We start from the raw sequence: 26,887 nt of genomic DNA, 5'->3' as shown, positions 1-26,887 counted from the left end.
GGCTGTCCCTCGTGCCCGGGACACCGAGCGCAGCACTGTCCTTGTCGACGGGCGCACCGTGCGTCCGAGCGGAGGGGCGGACATGAGCATCGACAGCGTCACACAACACGACACCACCGACGGTTCCCTGCACCCGGGAGGATCCCTGTGGGCCTGGGCAGGCGCCGTTGCGGGCCTGGCCGGGGTGGTCGGAATCCAGGCCAGCATGGCGATGAGTGCCGCCTACAACGAGGACACCGCGGGCAACGCGGTCGCCATCACCGCCGAGTTCGCGGAGCAGCGCACGGCGATGCTCGTCATGCACCTGACGCTGATGGTCGGCACCGTGCTGTTGCTCGTGTTCGCGGCGGGCCTGCAGCGACGCCTCCGCATCGCGCTGCCCGAGTTCAGCATCCTGCCGGCCGTCGCGGCGTTCGGACTGGTGCTGACGTCCGTGGCCACCCTGCTCGGGACCGGCCTCGACACCGAGTTGCTGTTCGGGCTCAGCGAGCCGGGACAGATGGTTCCCGAGGTCGCGGTGGTCGCCTCGCACTGGATGGGCACCATTCCGTGGCTGTGGGTCGGCGCCGGGGTGAGCGGTCTCGCGGTCGCGGTCGCGTCGCTGCGGCACGGCGCCGTCCCGCGCTGGCTGGGCTGGGCGAGCGTGGTGCTGGGGGGCCTCACGCTGCTGACCGGCATCTCGCCGCTGCAGTACCTGGCCGGATTTGTCGGCCCGGTGTGGGTTCTCGTGGCCGGGGTCGGCTTCGCGGTCGCCGCGCGGACGCGGTGAATCACGAAATACGGGGGGAATCGGGGATACTCGGCGCACCATGACAGTCGCGCACGAGAACGAGGGGTCGGCGGGCACCGGTGGAACACCGGTGCCCGCCGCAGTCGTCGCCGTCCTGGCCTGGGCACTCGCAGTCGTTTCGGTCGTGGTGTTCGCCGCCGCCCGGCCGACGCTGGACGCCGATCAGTTGTTCTTCCTCGTCGACGTCGTCGGTGCCGCCGTGTACGGAACGGTCACGGGGGTGGTGCTCGCACGTCGCGTGCATCCGGTGCCGATCATCACGGCGGTCGCCGCGATCGGCCCGGGGATCGCGGCGCTGTCCTACGCGTGGTCGCGGCTCGCGCTCGTGCGACCCGAGTTGCCGTTCGTCGGCGCGCTCGCGCCCCTGCAGAATTCGGCGTGGATCCCGGGAACGCTCGCGTTGTTCCTGGTGGTGCCGTGGCTGGTCCGGGACGGCACGCTCGGGCAGCTCGAGCAGATCGGCGTGGCCGCCGGAACTGTTGCGACCGTATGGTTCTGGTGGGCCCGCACGTACACCGACACCGCCGACCTGTGGCTGGTGCTACCCGTCGTGGTGGTCGGGTTCCTCGCCGCCGCGCACGTGCTGTGGCGGCGCCGCACCGCCCCGGCGGCGGAGTCCGCCGGGCTCGGCTGGCTCGCGCTCGGCGCGGCGCTGATGACGGCCTCCTACATTCCGCTCGCCGTCCCCGGGCTGCCGTGGATGCTCACTCCGCTGATCCACCTGGCGACCCAGGCGTTCTACCCCGTCGCGATCCTCGTCGTGGTGCTGCGGCAACGACTGTGGGGGCTGGATTTCGCGGTCAGCCGCGCCGCGCTCGCCGGCAGTCTCGTCGCGGTGCTCGCCGCCGGGTATCTCGTGGTCGCGGTGACCGCGTCGCTGATGTTGCCGACGGACGGCTCGGTCGCCGCCCAGGCCATCGCCGCGACCGCGGTCGCGCTGGCCGTGCAGCCGGTGCGGAGCAGCCTGACACGACGCGTGCACCGCCTCGTGTACGGCGACGGCATCGACTCCGTCCGCGCGGTGCAGAACCTCGGCCGGCACTTCGCGGGTGCCGGCACGCCCCGCCGGCTCCTCGGCGACCTCACCGCCGGCATCGGCACCGCGCTGCGGCTCGAATCGGTCACGGTGAGCCGGGACGGCGAGATCCTCGCGCGCTGGGGCGAACCCACCGGCCGCGCCGAGGAGATGATCCTGGACTCCGGAACCCTCACGGTGACCGCGCCACCCGGGGAGGCCCTCGGGCCCCGCAGTCTGCGCGCGCTCGGTGAGCTCGCCACCGTCGTCGAAGCCGGACTCGTCGTGCTGCGGTCCGCGGAGGAACTCGACGCGGCGCGGCACCAGCTCCGGGAGGCACGCCTCGAGGAGCGGCGCACCATCCGCCGGGAACTGCACGACGGGCTGGGCCCGTCCCTCGCCGGAATCCGGCTCGGGCTGCAGGGGGCTCGCAACCTCGCCGGCACCGACCCGAAGGGCGCGCTGGAGCTGATCGACGCGCTGCTGCGCGAACTCGACCACCAGGTGGAGGGCGTGCGCGAACTGTCGCGGGGACTGCTCCCGCCCGTGCTCGACGAGCTGGGACTCGTCGCCGCGGTCGACGAACTCGCCGGCATCCATTCGAACAGCGGGTTCACGATCGACGTCGACGCCGACGCCCCGGCCGGACTGTCCCGGGCGGTGGCCGCCGCGGCGTACGGCATCACCGTCGAAGCGGTCACGAACGCGCGCAGGCATTCCGGTGCTCGCGGATGCACGGTCCGCATTCACACCACCGGAGACCTGCTCACCGTCGAGGTCAGCGACGACGGTCGCGGCAGGGGACCGGACGCCCGCGCCGGCGTCGGCACCCACAGCATGCGCGAACGTGCCCGCGACGTCGGCGGCGTCGTCGACATCACCGAAGCACACCCGCACGGCACCGTCGTGCGCGCTCGTCTGCCGTGGACGGCCACGTCACCGGCAGTTCCGGCAGGAGAGTCATGAGCATCCGCGTCGCCGTCGTCGACGATCATCCGGTCTTCCGGCTCGGGATGGTCGCGCTGCTCGGCACCCTCGACGGAATCGACGTGGTCGCCGAGGCCAGCTCGGTGAGCCAGGCCCTCGACGTGGTGACCGCGGACGTCGACGTCGTGCTGATGGACATCGAACTCGGTGACGGTTCCGGCATCGAAGCGACCGCCGGCCTCGTCGCGAAACATCCCGCACTCCGGGTGCTGATGGTGACCATGCACGAGGACGCGGATCTGCTCGTCGCGGCGATGCGGGCCGGGGCGCGCGGCTACCTCGTCAAAGGTGCCGATCCGTCCGGGGTGGAACGCGCGATCCGGGCGGTCGCGGGCGGGGAACTGATCGTCGGTGCCGCGGTCGCGGAGAAGGCGCTGGGTGTGATGGCCACGTCCCGCACGGTCGCGCGCGGTGCGTTCCCCGAACTGACCGAGCGTGAACGCGAGGTGCTGGACCTGGTCGCGCGCGGCTACGACAACGCCACGATCTCGCGGCGGCTGGTCCTGAGCCAGAAGACGGTGCGCAACCACGTGTCGAACGTGCTGGGCAAACTCGGCGCCGTCGACCGCGCGACCGCGATCGTGCGGGCCCGCGAGGCCGGTCTCGGCATCTGACTCCATCCGTCCGTCCCGCACCCGAGCGCTCGCTCGCTTCGGTCACGGACTCCGATCGGTTCGGTCCTTAAAAGCCGGACCGGACGCTCCTAGGGTGGTGGAGGTTGGGCGTGGCTGCTGTCACAGCGGACAACGCCCGTCACATTCGAAAGCACGGGAAGGAACCCCGCACTGTGACCACAGAGGCATTCATCTATGAAGCCATCCGAACTCCGCGCGGCCGCGGCAAGAAGACCGGGTCGCTGCACTCCGTCAAGCCGATCTCCCTGGTTACGGGCCTGATCGACGAGCTGCGTGTTCGCTTCCCCGACCTGGACGAGAACCGCATCTCCGACCTGATCCTCGGCGTCGTCGGCCCGGTCGGCGACCAGGGTGCCGACATCGCGCGCACCGCGGTCACCGTGTCCGGCCTGCCCGTGACCACCGGCGGCTTCCAGCTCAACCGCTTCTGTGCCTCCGGCCTCGAGGCCGTGAACCTGGCTGCGCAGAAGGTGCGCTCCGGCTGGGACGAGCTGGTCATCGCCGGCGGTGTCGAGTCCATGTCGCGCGTCCCGATGGGCTCCGACGGTGGCGCGTGGATGCTCGATCCCGCCACCAACTACGACAGCTACCTCGTGCCCCAGGGCATCTCCGCCGACCTCATCGCGACCATCGAGGGCTTCAGCCGCGAGGACGTCGATGCCTACGCCCTGCGTTCGCAGCAGCTCGCCGCTGCCGCGTGGTCCGGTGGCTACTTCTCCAAGTCGGTCGTGCCGGTCAAGGACCAGAACGGCCTGACCATCCTCGACCACGACGAGCACATGCGCCCCGACACCACCCTCGAGGGCCTCGGCAAGCTCGCTCTGTCGTTCGCGACGATCGGTGAGATGGGCGGCTTCGACGCCGTCGCGATGCAGAAGTACCACTTCGTCGAGAAGATCAACCACGTCCACCACGGTGGCAACAGCTCCGGCATCGTCGACGGTGCCGCGCTGGTGCTCGTCGGTTCCGAGCAGGCCGGCAAGGACCTGGGCCTGACCCCGCGTGCCCGCGTCGTCGCGACCGCCACCTCCGGTGCCGACTCGACGATCATGCTCACCGGCCCCACCCCGGCCGCGCACAAGGTCCTCGCCGCGGCGGGCCTGACGGTCGACGACATCGACCTGTTCGAGATCAACGAGGCCTTCGCCTCCGTCGTCCTGAAGTTCCAGAAGGATCTGAACATCCCGGACGAGAAGCTCAACGTCAACGGCGGCGCCATCGCGATGGGCCACCCGCTCGGCGCCACGGGCGCCATGATCACCGGCACGATGGTCGACGAGCTCGAGCGTCGCGGAGCCAAGCGCGCCCTCGTCACCCTGTGCATCGGTGGCGGTATGGGTGTGGCCACCATCATCGAGCGCGTCTGACACCGGAAGGAATCTGAAAAACAGTGAGCGACAACATGATTTCCTGGGATAAGGACGCCGACGGCATCGTCGTGCTGACCCTCGACGACCCCAACCAGGGCGCGAACACGATGAACGCGCTCTACAAGTCCTCGATGAAGGCGACCGTGGATCGTCTCGTCGCCGAGAAGGATTCGATCACCGGTGTCGTGATCACCTCCGCGAAGAAGACCTTCTTCGCCGGCGGCGACCTGCGCAACCTCATCGCCATCGGACCCGACGACGCGCAGGCGACGTTCGACGAGGTGCAGGACATCAAGGCGGACCTGCGTCGCCTCGAGACCCTCGGCAAGCCCGTCGTCGCCGCGATCAACGGTGCCGCGCTCGGTGGCGGCCTCGAGATCGCCCTCGCGACCCACCACCGCATCGCCGCCGACGTCAAGGGCGTGCAGATCGGTCTGCCCGAGGCGAGCCTCGGCCTGCTGCCCGGTGGCGGTGGCGTCACCCGCACCGTCCGCCTGCTCGGCATCCAGACCGCCCTGCTCTCGGTTCTGTTGCAGGGCAACAAGTACAACGCGGTCAAGGCCAAGGAGCTCGGCCTGATCGACGAGGTCGTCGGCAGCATCGAGGAACTCGTCCCGGCCGCGAAGGCGTGGATCAAGGCCAACCCCGAGGGCGGCGTGCAGCCGTGGGATGTCAAGGGCTACAAGATCCCCGGTGGCACCCCGTCGTCGCCGGCCTTCGCCGCGAACCTCCCTGCGTTCCCTGCGAACCTGCGCAAGCAGCTCAAGGGTGCTCCGATGCCGGCTCCGCGCGCCATCATGGCCGCGGCGGTCGAGGGCTCGCAGGTCGACTTCGACAACGCGTCGACCATCGAGTCCCGCTACTTCGTGGAGCTGGCCACCGGTCAGGTCGCGAAGAACATGATCCAGGCGTTCTTCTTCGACATGCAGGCCATCAACTCGGGCGCCTCGCGTCCGAAGGACGTGCCCAAGCGTGAGATCAAGAAGGTCGGCGTGCTCGGCGCGGGCATGATGGGCGCCGGCATCGCGTACGTCTCCGCCAAGGCCGGTTTCGAGGTCGTCCTCAAGGACGTCACCCTCGAGGCCGCCGAGCGTGGCAAGAGCTACTCGGAGAAGATCGAGGCCAAGGCCCTCTCGCGTGGCAAGACCACCGAGGAGAAGTCGAAGGCTCTGCTCGATCGCATCAAGCCGACCGCCGATGTCGCCGACTTCGCGGGCGTCGACTTCGTCATCGAGGCCGTCTTCGAGAGCACCGAGCTCAAGCACAAGGTGTTCCAGGAGATCGAGGACATCGTCGATCCCGACGCGCTGCTCGGCTCGAACACCTCGACGCTGCCGATCACGGGTCTCGCGACCGGTGTGAAGCGCCCCGAGGACTTCATCGGCATCCACTTCTTCTCCCCGGTCGACAAGATGCCGCTGGTCGAGATCATCAAGGGCGAGAAGACCTCCGACGAGGCGCTGGCCCGCGTGTTCGACTACACGCTCGCGATCCGCAAGACCCCGATCGTCGTGAACGACAGCCGCGGCTTCTTCACCTCGCGGGTGATCGGCACGTTCGTGAACGAGGCCATCGCGATGCTCGGCGAGGGCATCGAGCCCGCGACGATCGAGCAGGCCGGCTCGCAGGCCGGTTACCCGGCTCCGCCGCTGCAGCTGACCGACGAGCTGAACATGAAGCTCATGCAGAAGATCGCGAAGGAGACGGCCGAGGCCGCGGCCAAGGGCGACACCAAGATGGGCGCCACCCGTCACCCCGCGCTCGACGTCGTCGACTGGATGGTCGAGCAGGGTCGTCCGGGACGCCTCGAGAAGGCCGGCTTCTACGAGTACGACGAGACCGGCAAGCGTCTCGGCATCTGGCAGGGTCTGCGTGACCACTACCAGACCGAGGCGACGCTCGACGTGCCGCTGCAGGACCTGATCGACCGCATGCTGTTCGCCGAGGCGATCGAGACCCAGAAGTGCTTCGACGAGGGCGTTCTGGAGACGACCGCCGACGCCAACATCGGTTCGATCCTCGGCATCGGCTTCCCGGCCTGGACCGGTGGTGTCGCGCAGTTCATCGTCGGCTACCCGGGTGGCAAGGAAGGCTTCGTCAAGCGGGCCGAGGAACTCGCCGCCAAGTACGGCGAGCGCTTCACCCCGCCGGCCTCCCTGCGCTAGCGCGCCCGTGCGTGGTTTTGGTAGCAGCAGCTACCAAAACCACGCACGAGTTATCCACACGAAAGGGCTCCCGACCCCGGTCGGGAGCCTTTCCCGTCTCCGCGTCGGTCATCATCGACCGCATGGGGGACGATTTCGGAAAAAGCAACGTACAGAGGCTGTTCGACGACCGCACCGGTCTGGTCACCCAGGCCGAGCTGACGGAGGCGGGTATCGGCAGGGGAGCGGTCCGGCACCTGCTCGACACCGGGCGATGGCAACGGGTGCTGCAGGGTGTCTACGCGGTCAGCAGCGGACCGCTCACCCGGACGATGGTGCTCGAAGCTGCGCTGTTGTACGGAGGCGGTCCGGCGATGCTCAGTCATCGCACGGCGGCGGAGGTGTGGGGCATGCTGCCCGTCGACGACACCGCACCCGTCCACATCACGGTCCCGGTCGGCAGATCCGCACTGCCACAACGCGCAACCGTCCGGGCAGCCGGGCCGAAGGCGAAACTGCCGGTGTCGAAACCGTCCGCCTCGCTGCATCCCGGGGTCGTCGTGCACCGGTCCCGCGCGCACGCCTACATCGGTGTCGACGCACGGTTGCCGCGCACGACGAAGGTCGACACGGCACTGGATCTGGCGACGGCGCAAGCATCTCCGCGGGAGGCGTACATGTCGCTGATCTCCACGGTCACGAACGCCGGGCTGCGACTGCACGATGTGCGCCGGCGGATCGAGGAACGGCCACCGTACCGCTACCGCGGTCCGATCACCGAGGCCCTGACGTTGCTGGCGGACGGTGTGCAGTCCGTCCTCGAATATCACTACGCGATCGACGTCGAGCGGGCGCACGCACTGCCCGTCGCGACCCGGCAGGCCCCGACGGTCGTCGACGGCCGGACGTTGTACGAGGACTGCACCTACGACGCCGCCGGATGCCCGCTCACGGTTCGGCTGGACGGCCGGTGGGCGCATTCGATGGTCGAGGTCGCATTCCGGGACCGGCGTCGCGACAACGCCGCCGAACTGGCCGGACGGGCGCGGCTGGTCTTCGGCTATCAGGAGGTCGCGTCGGCGCCGTGCGAGGTCGCGCGGGAGGTCGAAGCGGTGCTGACCAGGCTGGGGTGGGTGCGCGACGCTCCCGGCCCCTGCGAGTGTCGTGCGTGGTTTCGGTAGTGGGTGCTACCGAAACCACGCACGGGCGGCGGAGCCGCCTACGGCTTCCACCAGGGACGCAGCGGGGTCAGGGGCCGCTGGTCGGCGCCGAGCTTGACCGCCAGAACATGGTGCAGCTGAACGATATTGCGCTCGAATCCGAGCCGGGATCCGGCCATGTACAGGCCCCATACGCGGGCCGTGCCCTCACCGACCTCGGCGACGCACGCATCCCAGTTGGCCTCGAGGTACTCGCACCAGCCCTTGAGCGTCAGGGCGTAGTGCTGACGCAGGTTCTCCTCGTGGAGCACCTCGAAGCCGACGTCCTGCGCCTCGGTGATGATCCGGCCGGAACCGGTCAGCTCGCCGTCGGGGAAGACGTAGCGGTCGATGAACCCGCCGGCCTTCACCTTCCCGTTGTTGCGGGGACGGGTGATGCAGTGGTTGAGGAGCAGGCCACCCTCGCGGAGTTTGCTGTGCAGCAACCCGAAGTACGCAGGGTAGTTGCTGACGCCGATGTGCTCGGTCAACCCGATCGAGGAGATGGCGTCGAAGCCGGTCTCGGGTACGTCCCGGTAGTCGGAGAACCGCACCTCGGCCAGATCGCTCAGTCCCTCCGCGGCGATCGCCTTCTGCGCCCACTCCGCCTGCTCGCGCGACAGCGTCGCGCCGATCGCCGTGACGCCGCGGCGCGCCGCGTACCGGACCATTCCGCCCCAGCCGCAACCGATGTCGAGCAGGCGGTCGCCGGGCTTCAGGTTCAGCTTCTCGAAGACGATCCGGTACTTGTTCTCCTGCGCCTCCTCGAGCGACTGGTCCTCGGAGTCGAACAGGGCGCACGTGTACGTCATGGACGGGCCGAGCACCATCTCGTAGAACTCGTTCGACACGTCGTAGTGGTGGTGGATGACCTCGGCGTCGCGGCTGCGGGAATGCCTCAGGCCCTCCGCGATCCGGCGCCAGCGCGGCAGGTGTTCCTGCGGCGGCGGGGCGATCGGCCGCAGCAGGTCACGACCCAGCGACCGTGCGATCTGGGCGAGGACCAGCGCCGGCGGGCGTTCGAAGTGCAGGTCGCCCAGCGATTTCAGCAGTTCGTAGGGGTTGCCGGGATGCACCCCTTCGGGTTCGAGATCGCCGGCGACGTAGGCGCGGGCCATCCCGAGGTCGCCGGGGGCGGTCGCGATGTAGGTGGCACCGCGCGGGGACTTCAGGGCCAGGCCGAACGGGGAGTCCTCGGGTCCGGCGGCGGACCCGTCGTACGCGGTGAATCGCAGCGGCATGTCGCCGCCGGTCACGATCTCGACGATCTCCGCCAGATTCAGCTTGTCGTCGTGTCCACCCGCTCTGCGGGTTGTCGGCGCCGATTTGAATGTGGTCACTTTCGATGCACCGCCTTCGCGAAGAGGTCCAGCAGACGGGACCTGGGGTCGTACTTCTGTTTCAGCGCCGGGTATTCGCCCCCGCCGTAGTAGAGCTTTTCGAATTCTTCCCGCGAATAGTAGGAATCCGAGTACAGCGACTTGTGGCCGTCGAGTTCGGCGACCTTCCGCTCGATCGTCCGGTTTGCGGCTCCTTCGATGTTGCCGGGGACGACCGGAACCGACGACCAGAATCCGACGTTCACGTAGGTGCGCTTCGGCTCGAGCGGGTACATCGGCCACGGCCGCTGCGCGTCGAACGACAACGCATCGGACGGGGCGCTGCGATCACGCAACCGCAGCGGGCACAGCCACACCGGTTCGATCGGGATCTCGGCGAGGAACCACCGCATGAACTCTGCGGTGCGCTCGATGGGCACCTCGACGTCCTGGACGACGCGCTCGCGGGGCGGGTTCCCCTTGCGGGCCTCGATCCGGTCGGCGATGCCGTACTTGTGGTCGAGTGCGATGAGCTTCCAGTAGAAGCTGCTGCGCAGCAGACTCTTCGGCCACCAGCGCCGGATCCGCGGGTTCTGGGCGCCGAATGCGCGTGAGCACCAGAACCAGTCGGTGTCCCACCGCCACAGGTAGTCGCGGATCGTGAGGCGGTCGGTCTTGGGATGGTTGACCGAAGCGTGCTGGATCGAGCGGTAGTAGATGTGTTCGCCGGTGTAGTCGCTGACCGGACCCGGCTCGTCGGTCTGTGTACCGAGAGTCAGGTAGCTCTCGGTCGCCGAGAACACGGTGCCGTCGAGATAGTCGACCGGCACGCCCGCATGGCTGCGTTCGTTGACGATGCGGTCCAGTGCGGCCTGCAGCGCGCCGAGCGAATCGAACCGCAGGTGCCGCAGCGCAACATAGGGTTTCACCGGCTCGAGTTCGATGCGCAGCCTCGTTGCGTAGCCGAGCGAACCGTAGGAGTTGGGAAAGCCCCGGAACAGGTCGGCGTGCTCGTTGTCCGGGGTGGCGGTGACGATCTCACCGGCACCGGTGAGGATGTCCATCTCCAGGACCGACTCGTGCGGAAGGCCGTTGCGGAACGACGTGGACTCGATCCCGAGCCCGGTGACGGCACCGCCGAGCGTGATGGTCTTGAGCTGCGGCACCACGAGCGGCACAAGACCGTAGGGGAGCGTGGCGTCCACGAGGTCCTCGTAGGTGCACATTCCCGCCACATCGGCGGTGCGCGCCTTCGGATCCACGGAGATCACCCCGCCGAGACCGGAGACGTCCAGGCCGGGTGCGGAAATCTTTGCGCGGGCGCGGAACAGATTCGAGGTCTTCTTCGCGAGCCGAACCGGTGCGTCGCCGGGGATGTTGCGGTAGGAACGAAGCAGGCGGTCCACGCCTTCACGGTGCGCCGGCACACCGGTCGGAACGATCTGACGTGGCGTACTCGGCATTCGGCTCCCCCTGCGGGCTCGGCGTCTGCGGGCGCAATCCACAATAGACCGGAGTGTCGAGTACGTCCGGTTACCGCGCGGACTCGACGAGTTGCCGGTCGGTGCGACCGCAGACGGCCGAGACACGACACCAGGAGGACCCCAATGGCGCAGGTCAGCGCAAGCAGTTCGATTCAGCTCGCGGCGGCTCCCGAGCGGGTGCTCGCGGCCCTCGCGGACTACGAGACGGTGCGACCGCGCATCCTCTCCGACCACTACACCGACTACCGGGTCGTCTCGGGCGGTCAGGGCACCGGAACCGTCGCGCGGTGGAAACTGCACGCCACCGAGAAGCGCGTCCGCGACATCGAGGCGAAGGTGTCGGTGTCGGGCAGCACGATCACCGAAGAGGACGCGAATTCGACGCTGGTCACCACGTGGAGCGTGGTGCCGAACGGCACCGGGTCGACCGTCGTGACGCTGACCCAGTGGAAGGGTGGGAGCGGCATCGGCGGCTTCTTCGAACGCACCTTCGCTCCGCTCGGGCTGCGCAAGATCCAGCAGCAGGTGCTCGAGAACCTCCGCCGCGAAGTCGACTGACAGCAGGGTTCGACGGGGGTCGGTCGTCACCCGAGGAACGCCGTCACCCGAGGAACGCCGCGATCCCCGCGACGACCGCACCGGCCAGCTGAGCGCGGCCCGCAGGATCGGCCATGCGCGCGGCGTCGCCGGGGTTGCGCATGTTGCCCACCTCGACGAGCACGGACGGGCGCTGCGACAGGTTCAGGCCGGCCAGGTCGTCGCGGCCGAGCAGCCCGTCGGCGCCCAGATAGGTCGACGGCGTGGCTCCCGCGGCGAGCAGTGCGTCGCGGATCGACGTCGCCAGCGCGACCGACGGCCCGGCTTGTACCTCGTTGAGCGGCGGCGCCGAGTAGTTCACGTGGAAGCCGTGGGCGTCGGCGGCGGCGCCGTCGGCGTGCAGGCTGACGGCGGCGTCCACCCCGGCCTCGTTCGCTTCGATCGCACGCCGGTCGACGCAGCTGCCGACCGAGCTGTCGTCGGACCGGCTCAGCAGCACCCGGGCTCCGAGCGCGACGAGGTCGTCGCGGACCAGCTGCGCGAGCTGCCAGTTGAAGGTGTGCTCGGGATATCCGTCGTCGGTGGCGGTCCCGGTGGTCTGGCAGTCCTTGGTGCCGCCGCGTCCCGTGGGGACCTGGGTGGTGAGGGTGCCGTCGTTCGCGCCGCTGTGCCCCGGGTCGAGATAGACGGTGCGGCCGGCGAGCGGGCCGCTTCCCGGTTGCGCCGGCGCCGGGCCGCCCCCGGCAACCAGCACCGCAGCAACAGCAACTGGGACGATCCATCCCGACCACCGGCGCGCACGCATTCCGTCACGGTACCGGCGAGCGACTACGCTGGCGGTGGAAACTTGCTGAAAGGACGTGCTCGTGCAGCCCGGTGGAATGCCCGATATGCAACAGCTCCTCGCCCAGGCCCAGCAGATGCAGCAGCAGCTGATGTCCGCGCAGGCCGAGATGGCCGAGGCGGAGGTGACCGGTCAGGCCGGTGGCGGCCTGGTGACCGCGACCGTCAAGGGCACCGGTGAGGTCGTGGCCGTGCACATCGACCCGAAGGTCGTCGACCCGGAAGACGTCGAGACGCTGCAGGATCTGGTGGTCGGTGCGATCGCCGACGCGTCCGCGAAGGCACAGGAAATCGCCGCGGAGAAGCTGGGCCCGCTGGCCGGCGGTCTCGGGGGCGGTATCCCGGGCCTGCCCGGGTTCTAGAGGACCGGCGTGTACGAGGGACCCGTCCAGGACCTGATCGACGAACTCGGGAAACTGCCGGGCGTCGGACCGAAGAGCGCCCAGCGCATCGCGTTCCACCTGCTGTCGGTGGAGCCGCCGGAGATCGACCGGTTGCAGGCGGCCCTGCAGAGAGTGCGCGACGGCGTGCGCTTCTGCGAGGTGTGCGGCACCGTGTCCGATCACGAACGGTGCCGGATCTGCGCGGACCCGCGGCGCGACCGCACCCAGATCTGCGTGGTCGAAGAACCCAAGGACGTGCATGCCATCGAACGCACCCGGGAGTTCCGCGGCCGCTACCACGTACTGGGCGGTGCGCTCGATCCGCTCAACGGGATCGGCCCCGACCAGCTGCGCATCCGCGAGTTGCTGACCCGCATCGGCAACCAGGAGGACGGCGTCGACGTCACCGAGGTCATCATCGCGACGGACCCGAACACCGAGGGGGAGGCGACGGCGACGTATCTGGTGCGGATGCTGCGCGACTTCCCGGGCCTGACCGTCACCCGGCTCGCGTCGGGTCTGCCGATGGGCGGCGACCTCGAATTCGCCGACGAACTGACCCTCGGCCGGGCGTTGTCCGGTCGCCGGACGCTGTAGCCGTGTCGGTGCCCAGGGAGACGGCGCCGACGGAAGCGGGAGCGCCGGAAGCGGGAGCGCCGGAACACCGCCGCCGCCGGACCGCCGAGGAGACTCGGAAGCTGATCGTCGACGCGGCCGGTGTCGCGTTCGCGACCCGGCCGTACCGCGAGATCACGCTCAAGGACATCGCCGAGGATGCCGGGGTCAGCGCCTCGCTGATCATCAAGTACTTCGGCTCCAAGGAGCAGTTGTTCGAGGAACTGATCGATTTCCACAGCGGCGCCGAAACACTGTTCGACGCGCCCGTGGAACGACTCGGCGAGCACATGGTGTCGTTGCTCGCGCGACCGAGCGAGCCCTATCGTCCGCTGTCGATGAACATCCTGTTCATGAGCGGGACCAGCGAGGAGAGCAACCGCACCCTGCGGGAGAACTACTCGACGCAGATGATCGACGCGCTCGCCGCGCGTCTGCCCGGCCCGGACGCGCGGCTGCGGGCGGAGCTGGCGATGTCGATGGTGATGGGACTGGCGATCATGCGGCGCCGGATGATGCGAGAGCTCGCGACCGGGACGGTCGACGACGTGCTGCCGTTGTACGCGCCTCTGGTGCAGAAACTGCTCGACGGCGAGTGAAAAAGCTCTCACACCTTGTGAGGTAAATGACCGTTCACCTACAGTGGTGAACAATTATTTACTACAGGCAAGGAGTTTCTGATGACTCAGGCATCGGTTCTCCCCTTGCGCATCCGCTTCCCGCGCACAGACCGGTTGTCCTCACCAGTAGTCGCACCTTCCCGCACGACCGCCCCCGACGGCGGCTCGTCGCGTTTCGTCTTCCCGATTCTCGCCGTCGGCGCGGTGTTCCAGGCCATCATGCAGACGGTCATGGTTCCGCTGTTGCCGAGCATGCCGGCCCTCACCGGTGCCGGCGCCACCGCCGCGTCCTGGCTGCTGACCACGACACTGCTGGTCGGCGCCATCATGACTCCCATCTTCGGTCGCCTCGCCGACATGATCGGCAAGAAGCGGATGCTCGTCACCGCCTTCGCACTCATGACGCTGGGCTCCCTGATCTGCGCGCTGACCTCGCAGATCGGCCTGCTCATCCTGGCCCGCGGGCTGCAGGGCGCCGGTGCCGCGGTGCTGCCCATCGGCATGTCGATCCTCCGGGACGAACTGCCCCGGGAGCGCGTCGACCGTGCCGTCGCCGTGCTCAGCGCCACCCTCGGTATCGGTACCGCCGTCGGTATCCCGTTCGCCGCGACCATCGTGGAGTACGCCGACTGGCACGTGCTCTTCTGGGTCACCACTGCGATCGGCGCCGGTGTGCTCGCCGCGGCAGTGATCTTCATCCGCGAATCCCGAACCCGCACCGGCGGCCGCTTCGACGCCGTCGGCGCCGTCGGTCTCACCGGGGCCCTGGTGTGCCTGCTGGTGCCGATCACCCAGGGCAGCACGTGGGGGTGGACCAGTCCCGCGGTGCTGACGATGTTCGCGACCGCGATCGTGCTCTTCCTGCTGTGGGGTATGCAGCAGCTGCGCAACGGAAACCCCCTCGTCGACCTGCGTGTCTCCGCGAAGCGGGCGGTCCTGGTCCCGCACCTGACGGCGCTCGTCGTCGGTTTCGCGTTCTACGGCAACACGCTCATCACCACTCAGCTGCTGCAGGCCTCGCCCGAACAGGGAGCCGGCTACGGGCTGACGATCCTGCAGGCCGCGCTGTGCCAGCTGCCCGCGAGTTTCGCGATGATGATCTTCGCGCTCGTCGCGGCGCGCGTCGCGGACCGGTTCGGCGCACGCGCCGCGATGTTCGGTGGTGCGCTGTTCCTCATCGCGGGGTATGCCGTCCATGCCGTGCCGGACAAGCCGGTCTGGACGGTCGTCGCCGCGGTGTTCGTCGCCGCGGTCGGCACCACCTTCGTCTACTGCACGCTGCCGCTGCTCATCCTCGGTGCGGTCCCGGCCACGCAGAATGCCGCCGCCAACGGCGTGAACGTGCTGCTGCGCACCGTCGGCAGCACCGTGTGCAGCGCGACGGTCGCCTCGATCCTCGCTGCGTACACCCTGGCCGGCGGGATCTCGGGCACCGGATTCACGCTCGCCTACCTCGCGTGCGGGGCATGCGCGGTGATCGTGTTCGCCGCCGCCTTCGCGCTGCCGGCACGCGGGCGTCGCAGCTGCATCGCCTGATCACAGCGAACAACCACTCGGCCCCCCGTTCCCCCGTCCGATTCGATCGAACCGGCGGAGGAACGGGGGCCGAGTGGATTCGGGATCCGGCCGGATCAGTGGTGTCCGACGCCCAGATCGCGCGGCCGGTAACCGACCGGATAGCCCGGATACGTGCGGTTCTGCGGGTTCTTCGCCGACACCGACGCCCGGCGCTTCGGCAGCAGGCGCACCAGTGCCGACCGCGCACGCAGTGCCGACTCGGCGATCGCCCGCGACCGCGGCGATCCCTGCTCGAATCCGAACGCCGTCGCCATCTGCTCGTCGATCAGCGCATACACCGCCGACGCGACGACCGGCCGGAGCACCGACGGGTACCACGACTCGAACAGCCGCAGCGTGTACGTGCCGATCTTGTTGTTGGAGTCGCTGTAGACGAACTTCGTCCGCTCGTACTCCGTCTTGAAACGGTGGAACTCCTGGAAGGACTCCGGGATGTCCTTGATGCCCATCCGGATCCCGACCTGGCGGTAGAAGTGGAACGAGGCGAGGCGCTCGTTCGGATGCAGCCGCCGCCAGCCGTACCGGTCGATCCAGTCCAACGGGTCGTAGATGAACGTCGACAGGACATACAGCATGTCGTCGTTGTCGATCGTGTACATCCCGTGCATCCGGTTGATGTTGCGCAGCGACTCGCGGCCCCGATCGGAGTCGTAGCCGTGCTCGATCAGCTCGGCCATCAGCAGCGACGTGTCGTCGTACCGCTTCTGCGGTCGCTTCTCGAACTCCCCGGTGCGCGCCAGCAAGTCGGAGATCGTCGGCACGCAGTAGGTGCGGAACAGAGCGAACTCGAGCGAGCGCTGGTAGTCCCACGGGAACTCGTAGCCCGCCGTGATGCGCATGATGTCCTGATGGTGGGTGACGGGGTCGAGACCCTCGATCACCCTCAGCCACCCGAGGCGCCCGCGCTTCGGATGCGGATCACGATCGGGCGCAGGGAACGAACCCGCCTTCTCGATGCGGGCCGCGGGCACCGCCGCGACCGCGGGCTTGCGGGTGCGGCGGGTGGACGGACGTGTCGTGGTCACGCGATCACCGACCGTGCATGTACTTGAGCATGGCGGCGGAGATCTTCATGTCCCGCTCGGACCGCTCGAGCGACATCAGGTTCAGAGGAGCCTTGAACTTCTCGACCGTGACGGCCTTCGGGCGGCTGAACTCGCGCAGGCCGTCGGCACCGTGGATACGGCCGAAACCGGACTCGCCGATGCCACCGAACGGCAGCGACGGGATGCCCGCGAAACCGAGGACCGAGTTCACCGACACCATGCCGTTGTTCAGGCGTTCGGCGATCGCGCGACCCCGCGACTTGCTCTTGGTGAAGATCGACGCGCCGAGACCGTAGCTGGTGCCGTTCGCGCGCTCCACGGCCTCGTCGAGGTCGCGCACCTTGTTGACGACGACGGTCGGGCCGAACGTCTCCTCACACACCGCGCTGGACGTCTCCGGCACGTTCGTGAGGATCACCGGCTCGACGTACCGCTCCTTGACGGACTCGGGGCCGCCGACGACGGCGGTGCCGCCCTTGGCGAGGGCGTCCTCGACGTGGCTGCGCACGACGTCGATCTGGCGCGGCAGGGTCATCGGGCCGTAGGTGGAATCGTCCGTGCCGCCGGGGACGGCCCGCTCGACGGCCGCGACGAACTTGTCCAGGAACTGCTGGTAGACCGACTCGACGACGTAGACGCGCTCGACGCCGGCGCAGGTCTGGCCGGCGTTGCCGAAGGCACCGAACGCGGCGAACTGCACGGCCTTGTCCAGGTCGGCGTCCGCGGCGACGATCATCGCGTCCTTGCCGCCGCACTCGGCGACGAGTGGGGTGAGGGTTTCGGCGCACACTGCCATGACCTTGCGGGCGGTCGGGCCGGAACCGGTGAACGCGATCTTGTCCACGCCGGAGCGGGCGAGTGCCGCGCCCGTCTCACCGAGACCGGTGATCACCTGGAAGACCGGCTGGGTCGGGGCGATCGAGTTCCACTTGGTCTCGAGCCACTTGCCGACGCCGGGCGTGAGTTCGCTGGGCTTGAACACGATGGCGTTGCCGGCGGCGAGGGCGTACGAGATCGAACCCATCGGGGTGTACACCGGGTAGTTCCACGGCCCGATGACGCCGACGACGCCGAGCGCCTTGTATTCGAGCGTCGCCGCCTGGTTGAAGCTCGCGAGGCCGGACGGCACCTTGCGCGCCTTGAGAACCTTCTTCGCGTTCTTCGCCGCCCAGTCGAGATGCTCGATGGCGAGCATCACTTCGAGAAACGCGTCGCCGTGCGGCTTTCCGGTCTCGGCAGAGACGACGCTCGCGAGCGAGTCGGCGTCCACCGCGATGGCCTTCTTGAATTCGAGCAGCCAGTCGCGGCGGCCGCGGAAGCCCTGAGCGTCCCACCAACGGGCGGCGGTCCGAGCGCGTTCGACCGCGCCGGCGACGTCTGCGGTGGTGGCGATCGGATATTCGGCGAGCACATTGCCGTTGCGCGGATCGAGGCTGGCGAACGTGGTGGCCGCCTCTCCTGTCGTCTCGGTGGGGGTCAGTTCCTGGGTCATTGGCGCCGCTTCCTTGGCCGAGCGCATCACATATATTTGATGCGATTCCTGGTAATGCGTTTCACACTAGGCTGCGCGTCCCGCGTCGACAACCCCTCGTGGGCAGGTGTGGCCGTATTCGCCCGATCCGGGAGCGCGAAAAGGCGAAATGACAACCGGCCACGCCCTATTCGCCTGTTGCCCGCGATCGGATCGTTGCGCGAGAGAAGGATGAGGAGAGGCGATGGCTGCACCCACACGCACGTCCCGCGGCACGGGATCGGCGCGACGGCCGCAACTGTCCGACGAGGTCGCGGCGCATCTGCGCGGGTCGATCATGTCCGGTGAACTCCGTCCCGGCGACTTCGTCCGGCTCGACGAAACCGCCTCCGACCTGGGCGTCAGCGTCACGCCCGTGCGCGAGGCGCTGCTGACGCTGCGGGGGGAGGGGATGGTGGAGTCGGTCCCCAACCGCGGGTACGTCGTCGCACCGTTCGGGTCCGGCGACGTCGCCGACGTCTTCTGGTTGCAGGGGCGCATCGCGGTGGAGCTGGCTCTCCGCGTCGTCGATCGTGCGAAGGAGGCCGATCTCGATCGCCTGGACGAGCTCAATCAGGCTCTGGCTGCGGCGGTTTCGTCGTCCCGGGGTGGGGATCCGGACGTCGAGCGAATCGCGGATGCCGAGTTCGTCTTCCATCGGGAACTCAACCGCCTCGCGCACAGTCCGAAGCTGGCCTGGTTCCTCGGCAGCGCCGCCCGCAACACCCCGTACCGCCTCTACGCAGGGGATATCGGGTGGGGCGAGCGGGCCGTCGAATCGCATCGGCGCCTGATCGCCGCTCTGCGTACCCGCGACCGCGACGCCGTGCGAGGCGAAACCCTGTCCCTGTTCGACGACGCCGCGAAGCGCCTCGTGACGCATCTCGAGCGCGTCGGTTTCGGGTCCGCGGAGTAGGGCCGTTCGACCCCTTGTGAAATCTGCACACACCCGTGCACAATATTGGGTGACCGTGTAGCACTCGGAATTTCGCTGAGAAGAGGACGAACCGATGGGGACCCGTACGGAAGAGCGTGTCGAAACGTCTGCGCCGGAAACGCCGGCGGCGGTGCCGCCGATCCCGCCCGGCTCGGTGAACCTGAACGACTTCGTCGGTGAGTCCATGCTGCTCCTCGGTGCCGGCGCCACCGTGCTGCTGCAGCTCGCCGAGCGTGGGGTCGGGTACGGCGTCGCCGACCACAGCACGACCCTGCAGCGGCCGCTCGACCGTCTGCGCACCACTATGACCTACGTCTACGCCGTCACCCTCGGCACCGAGGAGGAGAAGAAGGCGATCGTCCGGCTGGTCAACAAGGCCCACGTGCCGGTGCGCTCGGAGACCTACAGCGCATTCGATCCCGAGCTGCAGTTGTGGGTCGCGGCAACGCTGTACCGCAACGGTCTGAACATGTACGAGCGCTTCTTCGGGAAGCTGTCCGACGCCGACGCCGAGCGCATCTACCGGCAGTCCGCGGTCTACGGCACCGCGCTGCAGGTCAAGGAAGAGATGTGGCCGGCGACCCGGGCCGAGTTCGACGCCTACTGGGACGAGAAGATCTCAACCCTCCAGGTCGACGACAAGGTCCGCGCGTACACCCGCGTGCTGCTCAGCGGCGGCGACTCGCCGTTGCCGGTGCGCCTCGCCATGCCGCTGCAGCGGTTCCTCACGATCGGCCTTCTGCCGCAGCGTATCCGGGACGAGTTCGCGCTCCCGTGGAGTCCCCGCGACCAGCGCCGCTTCGACCGTCTCATGGCCACGATCGGAGCCGTCTACGTCAAGGTGCCCCGTCCGATCCGGCAGCTGTCGGCGACCTACTACCTGCGCGACATGCGCCGCCGCTTCGCCGCCGACAAGCACATCATCTGATCGTCGGACGTTGCGCTCGCCTCGGCGAGGTCCCGCGCACTACCGGGTAACGGGAGTCGACATCCGGTCCGGCCGGATGTCGGCCCCCACCAACGGGTTTCAGAGAGCGACGTCGCGCTCGAGGCCGAACCAGTAGTGCTCGCCGTTGTCGAAGACCAGCCGGCCCTTGCCGTTCATCACGCCGATCAGCGTGTCGTCGTCGACCTTCTTGAAGTGGTCGAAGATCGGCATGCCGTCGTACACCATGGTCGCGGTGACCTCACCGCGGAACCGCACCTCCCACAGCGACGCGCCGCCGCGACCGGTGGCCTTGTCGGAGAAGAGGTTTCCGTCTTCGTCGTAGCACAGCAACGGCTGGGCGCTCTCGGCGGAGGCGAACGACTTGCCGTACCAGCGTGCCGCGCCCAGCATCTGGTGCGTGTGGTGACCGGTGTCGAAACTGAATCCGCGCCACCGATATCCGACCAGATCGTCGATCGTGGCCGGTTCGAGTCGGTCCCACACCGCGTCGAGTTCACGCGGATCGATGCGATCCGTGCGGGCACGCAGGGCCGCGACGTCCTCCTGGACCGTCATCCCAAACTCCTTCACTGTTCGAATGTCAGTACCGCTTTGACGACTTCGCCCGCCTCGACCGCGGCGAGTGCGTCGCCGAACTTCTCGAACGGGAACGTCCGAACCAGCGCGTCCACCGGGAACCGGCCCTCGCGCCACCACCGGGCGAGTTGTGGCAGGAACACGTGCGGATCGCTGTCACCCTCGATGACCCCGGTCAGGGTGCGACCGCTGAGCAGGTGCGTCTGGTCGACGGTGATCGGGTTGCGTCCCGCGCGCAGGCCCAGCGTGGCGCACGTTCCGGGACTGGCCAGCGACGACAGCGCCTGCCGGATCACCGTCTCGGACCCGACCGACTCGACCGCGAAATCGGCTCCGCCTCCGGTCAGTTCGCGGATTCGTCGCGCCGTGTTCTCGTCCGGGGACAGGACGGTGGTCGCGCCCAGTTGCCCCGCGACGTCGTGCCGCCGCGGATTCGGATCGATTCCGACGATCGTGGTGCATCCGGCGATCTTCGCCGCCGCGATCGCGGCCATGCCGACCGCACCGAGCCCGAACACCGCGATCGACGAGCCGGGCTCGGGTCGCAGCGTGTTCAGTACCGTGCCGGCGCCGGTCTGCAGGCCGCAGCCGAGGGGCCCCGCGAGCGCCACCGGCACGTCGTCGGGCAGGCGCACGGCGTTGCGCGCGGTCGCGACCGCCAGCGACGAGAACGACGACTGCCCGAACCAGTTGCCGTGGACGGGTTCGCCCGCGGCGTCGTGCATCGTGGTGCTGCCGTCGGGTCGGCGGCCCCCGTAGTTGAGGGGTGCGAACCGGGTGCAGTAGGCGGGTCGACCGCGGCTGCAGTTGCGGCACGTACGACACGAGTCGAATCCGAGGACCACCGCGTCGCCGACCGCGAGTTCGGTGACCTCCGAGCCGATCTCGGCGACGATGCCGGCGCCTTCGTGCCCGAGCACCGCGGGCAGCGGCAGGGGAACACCACCGTCGGCGGCGGTGAGGTCGGTGTGACAGATGCCGACGCCCGCGATGCGCACGAGCACTTCGTCGGGGCGCAGGTCCGGGACGGTGACGGTTTCGAGGGCGGGGGCGCTGCCGTGCGCGCGCAGCACCGCCGCGGTCGCGGTGCGGGTCATGCGCCGGCCTGCCCGGTGTTGTCGCCGAGCAGGACGGCAAGCATCAACTGCTGCACGCGCTTCAGGTTCGACGGAGCCGGATCGAATCGCACGAGCCGGCCGCTGTCGAGGACCAGATTGAGGGCCGCGTGGACGAGGAAACGGCACTCGACCGCGGACAGTTCGGGCCGCACCTCACCGACCAGGCGGGCCCACTCGTCGACGTGCAGCCGCTGCACGTTGCGAAGGTCCGCGCGATGGGAGTCGGGCAGATTCCCGATCTCGGCGAAGTACACCGACATCAGCTCGCTGCGTTCGAACGCCAATCGCACGTAGACCTCGGTGAGCGCGTCGATCGCTTCGGACGGAGTCGTGGACTCGGCGAGCGCCGAACCGACGGCGACGGCCAGCCGGTCGGCGGCCCGGTGGAAGGCCGCGGCGAGCAGATCCGCCTTGCTGGCGAAGTGCCGGTAGACGCCGGAGGCGTTGATACCCGCGGCCGCACCGATCTCCTCGATGCTCACCTCGTGGTACCCGTGGGCATCGAACAGGAGGATCGCCTCGCGCAGGAGCACCTCACGCCGGTTGGCGACCGCGAGTCCCGGACCCCGCGTGGGCTCGTCCGTCTGCGGCTCGTCCGGCTCGAGTTCGGTGCCGATCACGGCATGGCACGCGCCGAGCAGCAGCTGCTCGAGCCGGCGGCTCGCGAGGGGAGCCCGATGGGCGGTGATGGAGCCGATGACGCTGAGCACCGCGCTGCTGAGCAGCACGTAGTCGGACCTGGCCAGGCCGGGCCGGACCCCGGCGATCGTCTCGCCGATGCGGCTGTTGATGTCCCGCATCATGCGGTCGATCTCGGCGCGGTCCTCCTTCGTGAGGTACCGCCGATCCCAGCGGTACAGACCGCCGGTGCGGCGGTTGTCGATGGAGGTGCGGATCGTCGCGAGCAGCTGCCGGTCGAGTTCGTCCTGCGGACCGAGTCCGGCGGCGTCGGAGTCCGGATCGGGCGCGGCCACGGCGGCCTGCAGAGCCTCGGTCAGTGCGGTCACCGCGTGCAGGAACAACGCGTACTTGTTGGGGAAGTGCCGATAGAGCGCGGGACCGGAGATGCCGACGGTCGCGGCGATCTCGTCGACGCTGACCCCGTGGTATCCGCGTTCGCTGAACGCCTCGGCCGCGACCGTGGCTATCTGCGCCTTCCGGTTCTTCGGGCGGCGCCGGGGTGCGGGCCGGTTGGAATCGTCGGCTGCGCGGGTGCGGCTCGGGCGACTCTCGACCTGTGCCTGTTCGGCCACAGGGCCTCCTCGCGTTCGGGGTCTCTGTCTCTAAGGTAACAATCCTACTCCACGCCCGACAGCATCAGGAAGCACCCGAACTTCGGGAAAACTGCAGTACACAACGTATTGACAAAGCGCGAGGCGAGAATCAAAGTTAATGACGATTCTCAGACTTAGTGACGGGCGGGCTGTGCGTCCCCGCCCTTCCGACGACATTGCGCGGATCCCGGGAGGACCTGTGAGAACCCGATTTACCGAGGCGTTCGGCGTCGAGCATCCGATCGTTCAGGGCGGCATGATGTGGGTCGGCCGCGCCGAACTCGTCGCCGCGGTGGCGAACGCGGGGGCGCTCGGATTCATCACCGCCCTCACCCAGCCCACACCCGAGGATCTGGTGCGCGAGATCGCACGGACCCGCGAACTCACCGACAAGCCGTTCGGCGTGAACCTGACGATCCTGCCGTCGATCACGCCGCCGCCCTACGCCGAATACCGGCAGGCGATCATCAAGTCCGGCATCAAGATCGTCGAGACCGCCGGGTCGAACCCGGTGGATCACCTGCCGTTCTTCAAGGACGCCGGCATCAAGGTGATCCACAAGTGCACGAGCGTGCGCCACGCCGTCAAGGCCGAGCGGGTGGGTGTCGACGCGGTGAGCATCGACGGTTTCGAGTGCGCCGGCCACCCCGGTGAGGACGATGTGCCCGGCCTCGTGCTGATCCCCGCCGCGACCCGCAAGCTCCGGATTCCGGTGATCGCCTCCGGCGGTATCGCCGACGCCCGCGGTCTCGTCGCGGCACTCGCACTCGGCGCCGACGGCGTCAACATGGGGACCCGGTTCATGTGCACCGTCGAGTCGCCCGTCGCGCACGCGGTCAAGGAGCAGATCGTCGCGAACAGCGAACTCGACACGAAGCTGATCTTCCGCACCCTGCACAACACCGCACGGGTCGCGGCCAACGTGGTCAGCGCCGAGGTAGTCGAGATCGAGTCCCGCGGAGCCGAATTCAAGGACATCCAGCACCTGGTGGCGGGCGCCCGGGGTCGCAAGGTCTTCGAGGAAGGCGACATCGACGCCGGCATCTGGACCGCCGGGCAGTGCCAGGGCCTGATCGACGACATCCCCACCGTGGCGGAGCTCGTCGAGCGGATGGTCGCGGAGGCGGAATCGATCATCGCAGGTCGCCTCACGAGCTTCCTCGATCCGGCGGCGGTGCAGGCGTGACCGGCGGCGGTGAGGCGGCCGTGCAGGGCCTGCGGTCGGAGCTGATCGACAACGTTCTGTGGCTGACGATCGACCGGCCCAAGCGAATGAACGCGGTCGATCTCGCCACGATCGGCGCCCTGCGAGACACCGTCGACGCGGCGGGCGAGAATCCGGACGTCCGCACAATTGTCATCACGGGCGAGGGCACGGCGTTCTGCACCGGCGCGGATCTGGCTGCGGGAGCGGAGAACCCGTCCGATCCGGCGGTCACGATGGACACCGCGAACGCATTGATCCGCTCCATCGCCACCGTGCCGGTTCCGGTCATCGCGGCGGTCAACGGACCGGCCGCTGGATTCGGGGTGTCGATCGCCATCGCCGCAGACTTCACGTACGCCGCCGAGAGCGCGTACTTCTTCCTCTCCTTCGTCAACGTCGGCCTGATGGCGGACGGCGGGTCGAGCCTGCTCGTCCCGGCGGCGATCGGGCGGGCCCGTGCAGCCGAGATGGCGTTGCTCGGCAACCGGGTCTCCGCGGCGGACGCCGACCGGTTCGGTCTCGTGGGGAAGACCCTGCCGGACGATCAGCTCCTCGACCACGTCCGGACGGTCGCGGCACGGACCGCGGCGGGACCGCGACGCGCCTTGGCCCTGACCAAACAGGCGCTGAACGCAGCGACGCTCGGTGCGCTGGACGAGGCACTCGAACGGGAGAAGGCCGGCCAGACGGAGCTGCTGACGTCCGCGGACTTCTTCGAGGGTGCCACCGCGATGCTGCAGAAGCGACCCCCGCGTTTCGCCTGACGACCGACGATGCACTTGTCACCGCTGGTTCGCGGTGTGCTCCGGCGGCCCACGCTACCGGCGCACACCGCTCTGGCCAGCGGATTACGAGATGCTGCGGGCCGCAGTTCCTCCGGAATCACGTGCCCGTGAACGTCCGAAGAATTCGAGAATCCACGTTAACAAAGGGCCTGGCGCAGACCCCTCGGCATCTGTAATGTGTGTCACAACGTAACGGTGCCGACCTCGCCGGTTCGCTCCCCGTCCCCTCGAGAGGAACAGTCGATGACCGCTACCTCCGCACGCTCGGAGTCCACGCGCTTCCGCAACAACAACTGGAACAACCAGGTCGCCCGCCACGCCCTGATGATCCCCGAGCGCACGGCGCTGCGATTCCAGGGTGAGTCGATCACCTGGGCGCAGCTCGACGAGCGGGTCGACAAGCTCGCCGACGCACTGTCGCGGCGCGGCGTCGGTTTCGGCGACCGCGTCATCATCCTGATGCTCAACCGCCCCGAGTACCTCGAGACCGTGCTCGCCGCGAACGCGCTCGGCGCGATCGCCGTACCGGTCAACTTCCGGCTCACGCCGCCCGAGGTGGCATTCCTCATCGCGGACTCCGGTTCCAAGGCCATCGTCGTGGAGGGACCGCTCGTCCCGCTCGCCGATGCGGCGCGTGCGCAGTCGGAGGGCCTGGACCTGGTCGTCACCGTCGGCGCGGACCCGCAGGGCGACGCCGTGGCCTACGAGGATCTCGTCGCGGAAGAAGGGGAAGCGCACGAGCCCCTGGATATTCCGAACGACACGCCCGCGCTGATCATGTACACCTCGGGAACGACGGGCCGGCCCAAGGGCGCGGTGCTGACGCACTCGAATATGGAAGCACAGTCCCTCACCTGCATCCGCGCATTCCACAACTTCGGTGACGACACGATCAGCTTCTGTGCGTCGCCGATGTTCCACATCGCCGCGCTCGGCTCGATGGCCCCGAGTCTGATGCTCGGTCAGACGACCGTCATCTACCCGGTCGGCGCGTTCGACCCGAACACGCTGCTCGACGTCCTGGAGGCCGAAAAAGTCACGAGTCTGTTCCTCGTTCCGGTGCAGTGGCAGGCGATGTGTGCTGCGCAGCAGGCGAATCCGCGCAAGCTCTCGCTGCGCAACATCTCCTGGGGAGCGGCACCGAGTTCGGACACGATCCTGCGGGCCATGGCCGAGACCTTCCCGGAGGCGTCGAACGTCGCCGTGTTCGGGCAGACCGAGATGTCGCCGATCACGTGTGTTCTCAACGGCGAGGACGCGATTCGCAAGCTCGGTTCCGTCGGCCAGGTCATCCCGACGATCCAGGCTCGCGTCGTCGACGACGAGATGAACGACGTCGCGCCCGGCGAGGTCGGTGAGATCGTCTACCGCGGACCGACCATGATGCGCGAGTACTGGAACAACGAGGCTGCGACCGCGGATGCGTTCGCGGGCGGCTGGTTCCACTCCGGCGACCTCGTGCGCGTCGACGAAGAAGGCTTCGTCTACGTCGTGGACCGCAAGAAGGACATGATCATCTCCGGCGGCGAGAACATCTACTGCGCCGAGGTCGAGAACGTCCTGTACGGCCACGAGAAGGTGCTCGAGGCCGCGGTGATCGGCCGTCCGGATGCCAAGTGGGGTGAGGTTCCGGTCGCGGTCGTCGCACTGGCTCCCGGCGCCGACGATCTCACGATCGAGGAACTGCAGCCGTACCTCGACGAGAACCTGGCGCGCTACAAGCACCCGAAGGAAGTGGTGATCGTCGAGGCCCTGCCGCGCAACGCGAGCGGCAAGGTCGTCAAGCACGAACTGCGTGGAGGACTCTCGGCCGTCGTGCAGGGCTGACGGTCGAGTTGGGGGGCACATGGCGGGGGGAGCCGTGTGCCCCCGGTCGGGGGATGGTCGGGGGGATTTCGGAACACGACGACAGGGGCATCGTGTCCGGACCGGGGGGCAGCGGTCAAACCGCTGCCCCCGGTGTCGA

Annotated in this window: 24 protein-coding genes; 16 read left to right on the top strand and 8 right to left on the bottom strand. The window is 68.5% G+C overall.

The features are described 5' to 3' along the window. Positions 1–82: 82 nt before the first annotated feature. The 6 genes from M1M07_RS11680 (at position 83) to M1M07_RS11655 (ending at position 8,122) form a co-directional block, all read left to right on the top strand. Entirely contained in the window at positions 83–769 is a 687-nt protein-coding gene (locus tag M1M07_RS11680; RefSeq protein WP_248674265.1) for a hypothetical protein, read from the top strand. Between the two features lie 40 nt (positions 770–809). Next, entirely contained in the window at positions 810–2,771 is a 1,962-nt protein-coding gene (locus M1M07_RS11675) for a sensor histidine kinase (protein ID WP_248674264.1), read from the top strand. Continuing rightward, a complete protein-coding gene (locus tag M1M07_RS11670; protein ID WP_197256984.1) occupies positions 2,768–3,406 on the top strand; it encodes a response regulator transcription factor in 639 nt (212 codons plus the stop codon). The genes M1M07_RS11675 and M1M07_RS11670 overlap by 4 nt, the downstream gene beginning before the upstream one ends. A gap of 173 nt (positions 3,407–3,579) precedes the next feature. Continuing rightward, positions 3,580–4,794 carry an acetyl-CoA C-acetyltransferase gene (locus tag M1M07_RS11665; RefSeq protein ID WP_248674263.1) on the top strand — a complete coding sequence of 405 codons (1,215 nt, stop codon included), beginning with the start codon at positions 3,580–3,582 and terminating at the stop codon, positions 4,792–4,794. Positions 4,795–4,829: 35 nt separating this feature from the next. Then, positions 4,830–6,962 carry a 3-hydroxyacyl-CoA dehydrogenase NAD-binding domain-containing protein gene (locus M1M07_RS11660; protein WP_282581979.1) on the top strand — a complete coding sequence of 711 codons (2,133 nt, stop codon included), beginning with the start codon at positions 4,830–4,832 and terminating at the stop codon, positions 6,960–6,962. 122 nt (positions 6,963–7,084) lie between these two features. Continuing rightward, on the top strand, positions 7,085–8,122 hold the full coding sequence (locus tag M1M07_RS11655) for a type IV toxin-antitoxin system AbiEi family antitoxin domain-containing protein (protein ID WP_197256980.1): 1,038 nt from the start codon (positions 7,085–7,087) through the stop codon (positions 8,120–8,122). Between the two features lie 38 nt (positions 8,123–8,160). On the opposite strand, the gene M1M07_RS11650 is transcribed toward M1M07_RS11655, so the two are convergent. Together M1M07_RS11650 and M1M07_RS11645 are read right to left on the bottom strand one after the other, a co-directional pair. Further along, positions 8,161–9,480: a class I SAM-dependent methyltransferase gene (locus M1M07_RS11650; protein ID WP_248674261.1), complete on the bottom strand. Its 1,320-nt coding sequence runs from the start codon at positions 9,478–9,480 to the stop codon at positions 8,161–8,163. Then, positions 9,477–10,922, bottom strand: coding sequence for an FAD-binding oxidoreductase (locus tag M1M07_RS11645; RefSeq protein ID WP_197256978.1), 1,446 nt, complete (start codon positions 10,920–10,922; stop codon positions 9,477–9,479). Before M1M07_RS11645 ends, M1M07_RS11650 begins: the two co-directional genes overlap by 4 nt. 144 nt (positions 10,923–11,066) lie before the next feature. Here M1M07_RS11645 and M1M07_RS11640 point away from each other — a divergent pair, with 144 nt between their 5' ends. Further along, positions 11,067–11,501, top strand: a complete 435-nt coding sequence (locus M1M07_RS11640; RefSeq protein ID WP_248674260.1) for an SRPBCC family protein — start codon at positions 11,067–11,069, stop codon at positions 11,499–11,501. Positions 11,502–11,544: 43 nt separating this feature from the next. Here the strand turns inward: M1M07_RS11640 and M1M07_RS11635 are convergent, their stop codons facing one another. Then, positions 11,545–12,285, bottom strand: a complete 741-nt coding sequence (locus M1M07_RS11635) for an Rv3717 family N-acetylmuramoyl-L-alanine amidase (protein ID WP_248674259.1) — start codon at positions 12,283–12,285, stop codon at positions 11,545–11,547. 76 nt (positions 12,286–12,361) lie between these two features. Between M1M07_RS11635 and M1M07_RS11630 the strand changes: the two genes are divergently transcribed. The 4 genes from M1M07_RS11630 (at position 12,362) to M1M07_RS11615 (ending at position 15,477) form a co-directional block, all read left to right on the top strand. Continuing rightward, positions 12,362–12,685 carry a YbaB/EbfC family nucleoid-associated protein gene (locus tag M1M07_RS11630; RefSeq protein WP_072813514.1) on the top strand — a complete coding sequence of 108 codons (324 nt, stop codon included), beginning with the start codon at positions 12,362–12,364 and terminating at the stop codon, positions 12,683–12,685. A gap of 9 nt (positions 12,686–12,694) precedes the next feature. Continuing rightward, the gene (gene recR, locus M1M07_RS11625; RefSeq protein WP_248674258.1) at positions 12,695–13,303 is read left to right on the top strand and encodes a recombination mediator RecR; all 609 of its coding nucleotides are present in this window, start codon (positions 12,695–12,697) and stop codon (positions 13,301–13,303) included. 101 nt (positions 13,304–13,404) lie between these two features. Beyond that, entirely contained in the window at positions 13,405–13,920 is a 516-nt protein-coding gene (locus M1M07_RS11620; protein WP_231611642.1) for a TetR/AcrR family transcriptional regulator, read from the top strand. Between the two features lie 81 nt (positions 13,921–14,001). After that, entirely contained in the window at positions 14,002–15,477 is a 1,476-nt protein-coding gene (locus M1M07_RS11615; RefSeq protein WP_197256971.1) for an MFS transporter, read from the top strand. Between the two features lie 95 nt (positions 15,478–15,572). Here the strand turns inward: M1M07_RS11615 and M1M07_RS11610 are convergent, their stop codons facing one another. Both M1M07_RS11610 and M1M07_RS11605 read right to left on the bottom strand, forming a co-directional pair. After that, positions 15,573–16,544: an oxygenase MpaB family protein gene (locus M1M07_RS11610; protein ID WP_197256970.1), complete on the bottom strand. Its 972-nt coding sequence runs from the start codon at positions 16,542–16,544 to the stop codon at positions 15,573–15,575. Between the two features lie 4 nt (positions 16,545–16,548). Further along, positions 16,549–18,057, bottom strand: a complete 1,509-nt coding sequence (locus M1M07_RS11605) for an aldehyde dehydrogenase family protein (RefSeq protein WP_197256968.1) — start codon at positions 18,055–18,057, stop codon at positions 16,549–16,551. Between the two features lie 223 nt (positions 18,058–18,280). Between M1M07_RS11605 and M1M07_RS11600 the strand changes: the two genes are divergently transcribed. Further along, the gene (locus tag M1M07_RS11600; RefSeq protein WP_197256966.1) at positions 18,281–18,991 is read left to right on the top strand and encodes a GntR family transcriptional regulator; all 711 of its coding nucleotides are present in this window, start codon (positions 18,281–18,283) and stop codon (positions 18,989–18,991) included. A 94-nt stretch (positions 18,992–19,085) separates the two neighbouring features. Beyond that, entirely contained in the window at positions 19,086–19,940 is an 855-nt protein-coding gene (locus M1M07_RS11595; protein WP_197256964.1) for an oxygenase MpaB family protein, read from the top strand. Between the two features lie 99 nt (positions 19,941–20,039). On the opposite strand, the gene M1M07_RS11590 is transcribed toward M1M07_RS11595, so the two are convergent. Genes M1M07_RS11590 through M1M07_RS11580 form a run of 3 tightly spaced genes read right to left on the bottom strand, consistent with a single transcriptional unit; the run spans position 20,040 to position 22,908 of the window. Continuing rightward, complete coding sequence (locus tag M1M07_RS11590; RefSeq protein WP_197256962.1) at positions 20,040–20,516, bottom strand: DUF4334 domain-containing protein; 477 nt, start codon at positions 20,514–20,516, stop codon at positions 20,040–20,042. A gap of 11 nt (positions 20,517–20,527) precedes the next feature. Beyond that, on the bottom strand, positions 20,528–21,634 hold the full coding sequence (locus M1M07_RS11585; protein ID WP_197256960.1) for an NAD(P)-dependent alcohol dehydrogenase: 1,107 nt from the start codon (positions 21,632–21,634) through the stop codon (positions 20,528–20,530). Next, entirely contained in the window at positions 21,631–22,908 is a 1,278-nt protein-coding gene (locus M1M07_RS11580) for a TetR/AcrR family transcriptional regulator (protein ID WP_248674257.1), read from the bottom strand. The genes M1M07_RS11585 and M1M07_RS11580 overlap by 4 nt, the downstream gene beginning before the upstream one ends. A 220-nt stretch (positions 22,909–23,128) precedes the next feature. Here M1M07_RS11580 and M1M07_RS11575 point away from each other — a divergent pair, with 220 nt between their 5' ends. From M1M07_RS11575 to fadD5, 3 genes are all read left to right on the top strand, one after another. Continuing rightward, on the top strand, positions 23,129–24,115 hold the full coding sequence (locus M1M07_RS11575) for a nitronate monooxygenase family protein (protein ID WP_308200795.1): 987 nt from the start codon (positions 23,129–23,131) through the stop codon (positions 24,113–24,115). Next, entirely contained in the window at positions 24,112–24,900 is a 789-nt protein-coding gene (locus tag M1M07_RS11570) for an enoyl-CoA hydratase (RefSeq protein ID WP_248674256.1), read from the top strand. Before M1M07_RS11575 ends, M1M07_RS11570 begins: the two co-directional genes overlap by 4 nt. 264 nt (positions 24,901–25,164) lie before the next feature. Beyond that, positions 25,165–26,748: a fatty-acid--CoA ligase FadD5 gene (gene fadD5, locus M1M07_RS11565; protein ID WP_248674255.1), complete on the top strand. Its 1,584-nt coding sequence runs from the start codon at positions 25,165–25,167 to the stop codon at positions 26,746–26,748. The last annotated feature ends 139 nt before the right edge of the window (positions 26,749–26,887 follow it).

It is taken from the genome of Rhodococcus sp. HM1, from assembly GCF_023218075.1.
Taxonomy (GTDB): Bacteria; Actinomycetota; Actinomycetes; order Mycobacteriales; family Mycobacteriaceae; genus Rhodococcus.
Note: the sequence above shows the minus strand (reverse complement) of the source record. Positions and strands in the feature narration are given on the sequence as shown.

Coding starts and splice junctions, on each gene's coding strand:
- M1M07_RS11600 (WP_197256966.1), top strand. CDS start 18,281: ATGGCTGCACCCACACGCACGTCCCGCGGCACGGGATCGGCGCGACGG.
- M1M07_RS11675 (WP_248674264.1), top strand. CDS start 810: ATGACAGTCGCGCACGAGAACGAGGGGTCGGCGGGCACCGGTGGAACA.
- M1M07_RS11590 (WP_197256962.1), bottom strand. CDS start 20,516: ATGACGGTCCAGGAGGACGTCGCGGCCCTGCGTGCCCGCACGGATCGC.
- M1M07_RS11640 (WP_248674260.1), top strand. CDS start 11,067: ATGGCGCAGGTCAGCGCAAGCAGTTCGATTCAGCTCGCGGCGGCTCCC.
- M1M07_RS11585 (WP_197256960.1), bottom strand. CDS start 21,634: ATGACCCGCACCGCGACCGCGGCGGTGCTGCGCGCGCACGGCAGCGCC.
- M1M07_RS11595 (WP_197256964.1), top strand. CDS start 19,086: ATGGGGACCCGTACGGAAGAGCGTGTCGAAACGTCTGCGCCGGAAACG.
- M1M07_RS11630 (WP_072813514.1), top strand. CDS start 12,362: ATGCCCGATATGCAACAGCTCCTCGCCCAGGCCCAGCAGATGCAGCAG.
- M1M07_RS11605 (WP_197256968.1), bottom strand. CDS start 18,057: ATGACCCAGGAACTGACCCCCACCGAGACGACAGGAGAGGCGGCCACC.
- fadD5 (WP_248674255.1), top strand. CDS start 25,165: ATGACCGCTACCTCCGCACGCTCGGAGTCCACGCGCTTCCGCAACAAC.
- M1M07_RS11670 (WP_197256984.1), top strand. CDS start 2,768: ATGAGCATCCGCGTCGCCGTCGTCGACGATCATCCGGTCTTCCGGCTC.
- M1M07_RS11635 (WP_248674259.1), bottom strand. CDS start 12,285: ATGCGTGCGCGCCGGTGGTCGGGATGGATCGTCCCAGTTGCTGTTGCT.
- M1M07_RS11680 (WP_248674265.1), top strand. CDS start 83: ATGAGCATCGACAGCGTCACACAACACGACACCACCGACGGTTCCCTG.
- M1M07_RS11645 (WP_197256978.1), bottom strand. CDS start 10,922: ATGCCGAGTACGCCACGTCAGATCGTTCCGACCGGTGTGCCGGCGCAC.
- M1M07_RS11655 (WP_197256980.1), top strand. CDS start 7,085: ATGGGGGACGATTTCGGAAAAAGCAACGTACAGAGGCTGTTCGACGAC.
- M1M07_RS11615 (WP_197256971.1), top strand. CDS start 14,002: ATGACTCAGGCATCGGTTCTCCCCTTGCGCATCCGCTTCCCGCGCACA.
- M1M07_RS11660 (WP_282581979.1), top strand. CDS start 4,830: ATGATTTCCTGGGATAAGGACGCCGACGGCATCGTCGTGCTGACCCTC.